Here is an 8,777-nt window from a genome sequence, read left to right on the forward strand (position 1 = left end):
GTAGTCGACTCGGATGAGCAGGGCCGAGACGACCAAGACCGTGCTCGTCGCCGGTGCGGCGAACCTCATCCTCGCGATCGCGAAGCTGATCGCCGGCGCCCTGGCCGGGTCCAGCGCGATGCTCGCGGAGGGCGCGCACTCGGTGGGGGACACCCTCAACCAGGGCTTCCTCCTCGCGTCCCTGGGGCGCAGCGAACGTCCGCCCGACCGGCGCCACCCGTTCGGATACGGCAACGAGCGGTACGTCTGGTCGCTGCTGGCCGCGTTCGGGATCTTCGTGGCCGGAGCCGGATTCTCCATCTCCTACGGCATCCTGACCATGATGGGCCGCGGCGGCACCGGCACGAGCGTGTGGCTGGCCTACGCCGTCCTCGGCCTCGCGGCCGTGCTGGAGGGGACGTCCTGGATACGCGCGGTCTACCAGGCGCGCCAGGAGACCCGCGAAAACGGCCGCGGGCTCGTCGAGCACGTCCGCCGGTCACCCGATCTGACGTTCAAGGCGGCGCTGTTCGAGGACAGCACGGCGATGATCGGCCTCGTGCTCGCCGCCGCGGGCCTCACCCTCCGCGAGATCACCGGTTCGGACGTCTGGGACGGCCTCGCCTCCGTCCTCATCGGCCTGCTGCTCGTCGTGCTCGCGTTCGGGATCGGCCGCGAGAGCACGGTGCTGCTCATCGGGCGGGCCGCCGACCCCGCCGCACAGCGCGAGATCCGCTCGGAGATCCTCGGCGCCCGCGGCGTGACCGGTGTGGACGAACTGCTCACCATGCACTTCGGTCCCGAGCAGATCCTCGTCGCCGCCAAGGTCAACTTCTCCGACGACATCAGCGCCGACGAGGCCGAGGACGTCGCCGGGGAGATCGACCGCAGGCTCAGGGAGCGGCTTCCGGCCGTCCGGCACGTGTTCCTCGACCCCACGCAGCGCACCGTCCGCCGCGGAGAACCGGCGTGATCAAGAGCGCATCCGGGTAGCGTCTCAGCCAGTGGACCTACCCGTCTGGCATCCGGTCAGATCATGTAAAGTCGACGCATACGCGTTCAAAGCGCGCTCGCTTTCACAACTGAATACAGCTCATCCAGAGGGGTGGAGGGACCGGCCCTGCGAAGCCCCGGCAACCACCCGGCTGAGGCGCACTCGCGATCCTGCGAGGCCGGCCGGGAGATGGTGCCAACTCCGGCCTGCGACCAAGGTGGCGCAGGGAAGATGGGGAGAAAGGCCTCGCCCTCATGGCACTCACGCCTGCCACTGACCTCGGACCCGCTACCGGCCTCGTCTGCCGCGAATGCGGCTCCACACGCGACCTCGGCCCGTTCTACGCCTGCGAGGAGTGTTTCGGCCCCCTGGAGATCGCCTACGACTTCGGGGGCGTCACCCGTGCGGCCATCGAGTCCGGGCCCCGCAACATCTGGCGGTACCGCGGGCTGCTGCCCGTCCCGTCCACCGTGGCCGACACGCCCAACACCGAGCCCGGCCTGACGCGCCTCGTCCGCGCCGACAACCTCGCCGAGAGCCTCGGCCTGCAGAGCCTGTGGGTGAAGGACGACAGCGGCAACCCGACCCATTCGTTCAAGGACCGCGTCGTGGCCGTGGCCCTCGCCGCCGCCCGTGAACTGGGCTTCAAAGTGCTGGCCTGCCCGTCCACCGGCAATCTCGCGAACGCCGTCGCCGCCGCCGCGGCCCGCGCCGGGATCCGCAGCGCCGTGTTCGTCCCGTCCGACCTGGAATCCCAGAAGATCATCACGACGGCGGTGTACGGCGGGACGTTCGTGACCGTCGACGGCAACTACGACGACGTCAACCGGCTCGCCTCCGAGATCGCCGGCGAGCAGGACGACTGGGCGTTCGTGAACGTCAACGTCCGGCCGTACTACGCCGAGGGCTCCAAGACCCTCGGCTACGAGATCGCCGAGCAGCTCGGCTGGCGGCTGCCCGACCAGATCGTCGTCCCGGTCGCGTCCGGCTCCCAGCTCACGAAGATCGACAAGGCGTTCCAGGAGCTGATCAAGCTCGGCCTCGTCGAGGACAAGCCCTACCGCGTCTTCGGCGCCCAGGCCGCCGGCTGCGACCCGGTCGCCGCCGCGTTCAAGGCCGGGCACGACGTCGTCCGCCCGGTGAAGCCCGACACGATCGCCAAGTCCCTCGCCATCGGCAACCCCGCCGACGGCCCGTACGTCCTGGACGTCGCCCGCCGCACCAACGGCGCCGTCGAGGACGTCACCGACGAGCAGGTCGTCGAGGGCATCCGGCTGCTCGCCCGCACCGAGGGCATCTTCGGCGAGACCGCGGGCGGCGTCACCGTCGCGACCCTCCGCAAACTCGTCGACGCCGGAACGCTCGACCCGTCCGCCGAGACCGTGATCATCAACTCCGGGGACGGCCTGAAGACCCTGGACGCCGTCGCACCCGTCGTCGCCCCGTCCGCCAACATTGCCCCGTCCCTGGACGCGTTCCGCGCCGCAGGCCTGGCCTGAGAGGAGCACCAATGAGCACCGTGTCCGTCCGTATCCCGACGATCCTGCGGACCTACACCGGCGGCGAGGCCGAGGTGAAGGCCGAGGGCGCCACCCTCCGCGCCGTCGTCGCCGACCTGGAGTCCACCTACTCCGGCATCTCCGCCCGCATCCTGGACGACAACGGCAAGATCCGCCGCTTCGTGAACGTCTACGTCGGCGACGAGGACGTCCGCTTCGCCGACGGCCTGGACACCTCCACCCCCGAAGGCGCCCAGATCTCGATCATCCCCGCCGTCGCCGGCGGCTGACGGGGCCGACTCGGTGCCGCCGCCCACGGCGCATTCGTGGGTCGTCGCAGAACCGACTGATCAACTGGCTTCGGCCAGGAGTCTGGCGAGACGCCCGGCCGGGATTCCCGGCCGGGCGTCTCGCCGTGGTGTACGGACGCCCCTACGTGCCGGCATTTCGGGCCTGCCACCTGAACAATCGTGCATTCGGGGACATAATTGCCAAGACAGAAGAATTGCCTAACATTCGGAAATATCATTAGGAGCCCGCGATGAGGATTCGATCCCCTTACGTGAGTATGTGATTCACTGCCGCTATCTTGTGGAGGCCTATCGACGCTCTTTGCTGTCGGATCTTTCCTGGAAGTAGTGATGCGTGGGCGCCCAGAAGGGCGCCGATAGTTCACGCAGGAAGGAATGGCATGAATCGAATCGCGCGAGCTGTGACGGTTACCGGTATCGCGATGGGGGCTACCGTGTTGGCGGCCCCTTCCGCGATGGCCGACATCCACATCTACGTCGTAGACAAGGCGGACATCGGGCACAACGGTCCTACCTATGTCAGCGAAAGTGGACCGGGCAACCTGAACTTCAGCAGTGTCACCGGGTCGCCTCACGCCTCGCCGAAGGTCGGGAACGAGTCGGTCAAGGTCGACGACATCAACACCAGCCTCAAGAACGGCCACGGCAACTCCGTCGTCAACGAGGTCGAGGGCTCGGAGCAGGACGAGGGCGAGGGTGGCGCGGAGGCCGCCGAGCAGGGTGGCGCGGAGGCCGCCGAGCAGGGTGGTGCGGAGCAGGCGTCCGCCGAGGGCGCCCAGCACAACACGCTGGAAGCGCAGGAGGCTCCGCAGGAAGAGGCCGCCCAGCAGGAGGCCGCCCAGCAGGAGGCCGCTCCGCAGCAGCAGGCCGCTCCGCAGCAGGAGGCCGCTCCGCAGCAGCAGGAGGCACAGGAGCAGAGCGCCGAGCGGGCCGCGTCGGACGGCAAGAATGGGCACGACGGCAAGTCCGAGATCGCCCAGTGGGTGAAGAACTCGAACGTCGGGCACAACGGTCCCACCCTCGTCGGCGAGTCCGGCCCGGGCAACCTGAACTTCAGCAGTGTCACCGGGTCGCCTTACGCCTCGCCGAAGGTCGGGAACGAGTCGGTCAAGGTCGACGACATCAACACCAGCCTCAAGGGCGGCAAAGGCAACTCCGTCGTCAACGAGGTCGAGGGTTCGGAGCAGGACGAAATCGCGGATGGCGCCGCCGCCCAGCAGGGCGCCGAGTAGCAGCCTGCCGCGCGCCATGAAGTAGCTCGGATTCACAGGGCGATAAGGCCCCCAGGACGCCTGTCGGGCCGCTCCAGCGAACGCGAGTCTGGAGCGGCCGATGTCTGTCCCCTGGGAAACACTCGCGGTCGACGCCCGTTCTCAGTAGGACGGCAGGGCATGAGCGGGTGTTGTCCCAAAGCGCGTATGCCCACTGCATCGACGGTGATGAGGAGATCATGAACCGGCGCATTGATGCAGCGCTGGGGGCTCCTCCTACCCTCGTCGCGGAACGCCGCGGAACAGGATCGCGGCTTCGCCGCTCCCCCTCGCGCCCGTGTTCGACGATCGTTTCGTGATTACCGACGGATGACCGGACGCGGTGGAGCGCGGCGACACACCGGTGACGATCCCGAACGGGACTCCGGCGCAGGTGGGAACGGGTCGGGGCAGGTAGATGAACCTTCCCCCGGCGTGGATGCGCGGCGCTTGCACTCGGCAGGGTAGAGTGCTAAAAAACGGTTGGCACTCTGCTGTGGAGAGTGACAACTTCACAGTCTGGGTCGGGGCGATGAGGCCTCAGGCCGGCGACGGAATGGCAGTCGTCGGTGGGGGCCGTCCGTCGCGGGCGTCGGCTCGATCCGTCTAAGCCACCTTGTTCCGGGAGGACTGGAGCCTATGGCTGCAAAGATGATCGCGTTCGACGAGGATGCCAGGCGCGGCCTCGAGCGTGGCATGAACCAGCTCGCCGACGCCGTCAAGGTGACCCTTGGTCCCAAGGGCCGCAACGTCGTGCTGGAGAAGAAGTGGGGCGCCCCCACGATCACCAACGACGGTGTGTCGATCGCGAAAGAGATCGAGCTTGAGGACCCGTGGGAGAAGATCGGCGCGGAGCTCGTCAAGGAAGTAGCCAAGAAGACCGACGACGTCGCGGGTGACGGCACCACCACCGCCACCGTGCTGGCCCAGGCGCTGGTGCGCGAGGGCCTGCGGAACGTGGCGGCCGGTGCGAACCCGATGTCGCTGAAGCGCGGCATCGAGTCCGCGGTCGAGCGGGTCAGCGAAGAGCTGTCCAAGCTCGCCAAGGACGTGGAGACCAAGGAGCAGATCGCCTCCACGGCCTCCATCTCCGCCGGCGACCCGCAGATCGGCGAGATGATCGCCGAGGCGATGGACAAGGTCGGCAAGGAAGGCGTCATCACGGTCGAGGAGAGCCAGACCTTCGGTCTGGAGCTCGAACTGACCGAGGGGATGCGCTTCGACAAGGGCTACATCTCGCACTACTTCGTGACCGACCCCGAGCGCATGGAGGCGGTCCTCGAGGACCCGTACATCCTGATCGTTCAGGGCAAGGCGTCGGCGAACAAGGACCTGCTGCCCGTCCTCGAGGGCGTCATGCAGTCCGGCAAGCCGCTGCTGATCATCGCGGAGGACGTCGAGGGCGAGGCCCTGGCCACCCTGGTCGTCAACAAGATCCGCGGGATCTTCAAGTCCGTGGCCGTGAAGGCGCCGGGCTTCGGCGACCGCCGCAAGGCCATGCTGGGCGACATCGCCACGCTGACCGGCGGCCAGGTCATCAGCGAGGACGTGGGTCTCAAGCTGGAGAACACCACGACCGACATGCTGGGCCGCGCCCGCAAGGTCGTCATCACCAAGGACGAGACCACGATCGTGGACGGCGCCGGTGACGCCAACGAGATCGCGGGCCGGGTCAACCAGATCCGCACCGAGATCGACAACACCGACTCCGACTACGACCGCGAGAAGCTCCAGGAGCGCCTGGCCAAGCTCGCCGGCGGTGTCGCCGTGATCAAGGCCGGCGCCGCGACCGAGGTGGAGCTCAAGGAGCGCAAGCACCGCATCGAGGACGCCGTCCGCAACGCCAAGGCCGCGGTCGAGGAGGGCATCGTCCCCGGCGGTGGCGTGGCGCTGCTGCAGGCCGGCACCAACGCGTTCGACAAGCTGGAGCTCACGGGCGACGAGGCCACCGGTGCCAACATCGTCAAGCGCGCTCTGGAGGAGCCGCTGAAGCAGATCGCCGTCAACGCCGGCCTTGAGGGCGGCGTCGTGGTGGAGCGGGTCCGTAACCTCACTCCTGGTGAGGGCCTCAACGCCGCCACCGGCGACTACGTCAACATGTTCGAGTCGGGGATCCTCGACCCGGCCAAGGTGACCCGGTCCGCGCTGCAGAACGCTTCGTCGATCGCCGCGCTGTTCCTCACCACCGAGGCCGTCATCGCGGAGAAGCCCGAGAAGAACCCGGCCCCGGCGGGCGGCATGCCCGACGCCGGCGGCATGGACTTCTGATCGGCGACGTGTAACGACGCGACGTGAGAGGGGCGGCCCTTCGGGCCGTCCCTTTCGTGTGCTCGGTGTCCACAATGGGCTGCCGGCATTTCCCGGTGGGTGGATGCGCTGGCATCATGCGTACCCATGAGTGATCTCTTCAGCTCCCCCGTACTGCGTGTCGATCAGCCGCGCGGCGTCCCGGGCGCCGAATCCCGGTACCGGGTGTTCGACGGCAACGGGACGCTGCTCGCCACCGCGGGAGAGCGTGACATTTCGCGGCTCCGCCGGGCGGCGAGGACCGCCGGCGGAGGCGGGGGCAGCGGCCGGACCGTCCACGTCGAGAGCACGCAGGGTGTGCCGCTGATCTCCGTGCAGGCGCAAAAGGGAACCGGGAGCGGGGATACACACGTGAGCACGGCCGACGGTGCTCTGATCGGCTCACTGCGGAAAATCGGTGAGAAGGCCGGGTACCAGTACATGCTTCTGGACGCGGCCGAACGCCCCGTCGGCCGGCTGGACGGCAGCCGCTACGGCTACAAGTTCCCGGTGATCGACGGCTACGGCAACCATGTCGCGCAGGTCGACAAGAAGCTCAAGGGCGTCGCCACCGAGTTGCTGACCACCGCCGACAGATACTCGGTCGAAATCTTCCAGCCTCTCCACGACCCGCTCCGCGTCCTCGTGGTCGCCACCCCGATCGCGATCGATCTGATGCTGTACGAAGGTAAGGACTGGCCGATCGGGTAGTCCATTCGCCCGGTGGATTTCCCGTACCGTAGGGCGCGGAAGGGCGCGGCCTACGACGAAGCCAGGAGAGATGCATGAGCGACCCGTTCAGTTCCTCCATGCTCAGGATTGAGCAGCCTCGCCGAGGACCGTTCGCCAAATCGCGCTACAAGGTGATGGACGCTGACGGCACCGTCGTCGCCATCGCGGCACCCGCTGACGACCAGGGCCGCGCCGAAGCGATGCGGGGCATCGTCCCCGGCAAGTCGAACCTCGACGCCCGCGCCGTCCTGCTGACGACACCTGACGGGAACCCCCTTTTCCTCGTGGAGAAGCAGAAGGGACGCGACTACACCGAGATCCTCGGCCCCAAGGAGGACGCGGTCGGCTCGTTCGTCACCGAGCGGGTCGGACGCCGCTACGTCGTCTACGACGGCGACGGCACCCTGATCGGCGCGGTCGACGTGGACGTGCCGCGCAACAACTTCACCGTGCACGACAACGACGGCACCAAGGTCGCCCACGTGCGCAAGAAGTGGGCGGGCCTCGCCACGCACCTGCTGACGACGGCCGACAAGTACGAGGCCGAGATCTTCGACCCCGTCCCGGAACCGCTGCGGACCATGGCGGTCATGACGGCGATCGTGATGGACATGACCCTCCACGAGTCCAAGGAGATCACCTGACCGGACCGGGCCCCGGCCGGGGGCTCGGGGCGGCGGCCGTCAGCCCCGTCGGCTCCGTGATCCGCTCCACCCGCGGGAGATCAACTGGCGCGGCAAGCCGGACGGTGCGGCGCGTGCGGTCCTTGAGGGAGGTCCTGCACACCGCCCACCGGATGAACGAGCTCGACGCTCGCGTCCCGTCCGTGACGACCGAGGATCTGCGCTCGACCCTCGTCCAATCGTCCGGCCACGGCCGCTGACGTTCGATGTGGCACTGATCTGTACACGGGCCGGCACCGACGTGGCCGCCGACCCGGGAATGGTGGGGGCAGTGCGCACCTGCCTCGACCGCACCGGGAATTGGAAGCCCTTTTCGGGTGAGGACCGCCGGGGTAGGTAATGAGTCGTGCAAGTCGCTCCGAGACGTACCGGCGAGTGGCGGATCTCACCCGCGATCCCCGCGGTGGCCAACCTCACCCTTGCCGCGCTCTGGATGTTCACTGCCCTCGGCGGCTGGGGCGAACAGGCCTTCTGCGGTGCGGACGGCGCCCGGGACCAGGCCTGCGTCAACGGCGTCCACGACGCCGTTCTCGTCTCCCTTGCCGCGGTGATCCCGGCGGTGGGAATCATCCTGGTGGCTCTGGCGTTGCTCTCTCCGCGACGGGATCCGGATCGTCTCAGCGGCATGCTCACTGCGGCGGCGATTCTCTGGGTCTTCGCCGAGGGGGTCGTCTTCTTGGGCGGCTACCTTGCTCAGACGGCTTGACGGCGAGAGACATAACCGCAGGTGACGCGTGGGGTTGACGGGTGATTCCGGCTCCCGCGGAACACCGCTCGGAAAAAAGCGTGAGTGTCGGTTTGACGTTGGGTCCGCAGGGGCATAATGTTCTCTCCGCCCCACAGGGCAGCGGGACGTCGAGAGGCGGCCGTGCCGTGGGGAGCCAACTTCGACCTAGCAGACACGGTTGCTCCGTGTCCGCGGTTCGTTGGTGGGTCGGAAAAGGTCGATTTTGACAATCGGGCCGGATCTGATGAAATAGCTTCACCGCCTGGAAGGTGCCGCGCAAGCGGCAGTGGAAGGGCGTTATCGGAAAAGGGCTGAA

9 protein-coding genes and 1 riboswitch are annotated in these 8,777 nt (G+C 67.9%); all 9 genes read left to right on the forward strand.

Features of this window, described 5'->3' with window-relative positions:
• Positions 1 to 13 precede the first annotated feature (13 nt).
• Positions 14 to 952 carry a cation diffusion facilitator family transporter gene (locus ACGFIS_RS36575; protein ID WP_392973906.1) on the forward strand — a complete coding sequence of 313 codons (939 nt, stop codon included), beginning with the start codon at positions 14 to 16 and terminating at the stop codon, positions 950 to 952.
• A 117-nt stretch (positions 953 to 1,069) separates the two neighbouring features.
• Positions 1,070 to 1,211, forward strand: a riboswitch (SAM riboswitch).
• A 16-nt stretch (positions 1,212 to 1,227) separates the two neighbouring features.
• A complete protein-coding gene (gene thrC, locus ACGFIS_RS36580; RefSeq protein ID WP_392912108.1) occupies positions 1,228 to 2,472 on the forward strand; it encodes a threonine synthase in 1,245 nt (414 codons plus the stop codon).
• An 11-nt stretch (positions 2,473 to 2,483) separates the two neighbouring features.
• A complete protein-coding gene (locus tag ACGFIS_RS36585; RefSeq protein ID WP_392912110.1) occupies positions 2,484 to 2,762 on the forward strand; it encodes a MoaD/ThiS family protein in 279 nt (92 codons plus the stop codon).
• 476 nt (positions 2,763 to 3,238) lie between these two features.
• Positions 3,239 to 4,015 carry a hypothetical protein gene (locus ACGFIS_RS36590; protein ID WP_392973907.1) on the forward strand — a complete coding sequence of 259 codons (777 nt, stop codon included), beginning with the start codon at positions 3,239 to 3,241 and terminating at the stop codon, positions 4,013 to 4,015.
• A gap of 657 nt (positions 4,016 to 4,672) precedes the next feature.
• Complete coding sequence (groL, locus tag ACGFIS_RS36595) at positions 4,673 to 6,301, forward strand: chaperonin GroEL (protein ID WP_392912115.1); 1,629 nt, start codon at positions 4,673 to 4,675, stop codon at positions 6,299 to 6,301.
• Positions 6,302 to 6,427: 126 nt separating this feature from the next.
• On the forward strand, positions 6,428 to 7,030 hold the full coding sequence (locus ACGFIS_RS36600) for a phospholipid scramblase-related protein (RefSeq protein ID WP_392973908.1): 603 nt from the start codon (positions 6,428 to 6,430) through the stop codon (positions 7,028 to 7,030).
• Between the two features lie 74 nt (positions 7,031 to 7,104).
• A complete protein-coding gene (locus tag ACGFIS_RS36605) occupies positions 7,105 to 7,695 on the forward strand; it encodes a phospholipid scramblase-related protein (protein WP_392912120.1) in 591 nt (196 codons plus the stop codon).
• A 113-nt stretch (positions 7,696 to 7,808) separates the two neighbouring features.
• Positions 7,809 to 7,934 (forward strand): hypothetical protein, encoded by a 126-nt coding sequence (locus ACGFIS_RS36610; RefSeq protein WP_392912122.1) that lies wholly within the window; start codon positions 7,809 to 7,811, stop codon positions 7,932 to 7,934.
• A 203-nt stretch (positions 7,935 to 8,137) separates the two neighbouring features.
• Complete coding sequence (locus ACGFIS_RS36615; protein WP_392912125.1) at positions 8,138 to 8,440, forward strand: hypothetical protein; 303 nt, start codon at positions 8,138 to 8,140, stop codon at positions 8,438 to 8,440.
• The last annotated feature ends 337 nt before the right edge of the window (positions 8,441 to 8,777 follow it).

Source organism: Spirillospora sp. NPDC048824, assembly GCF_043198455.1.
Taxonomy (GTDB): Bacteria; Actinomycetota; Actinomycetes; order Streptosporangiales; family Streptosporangiaceae; genus Spirillospora.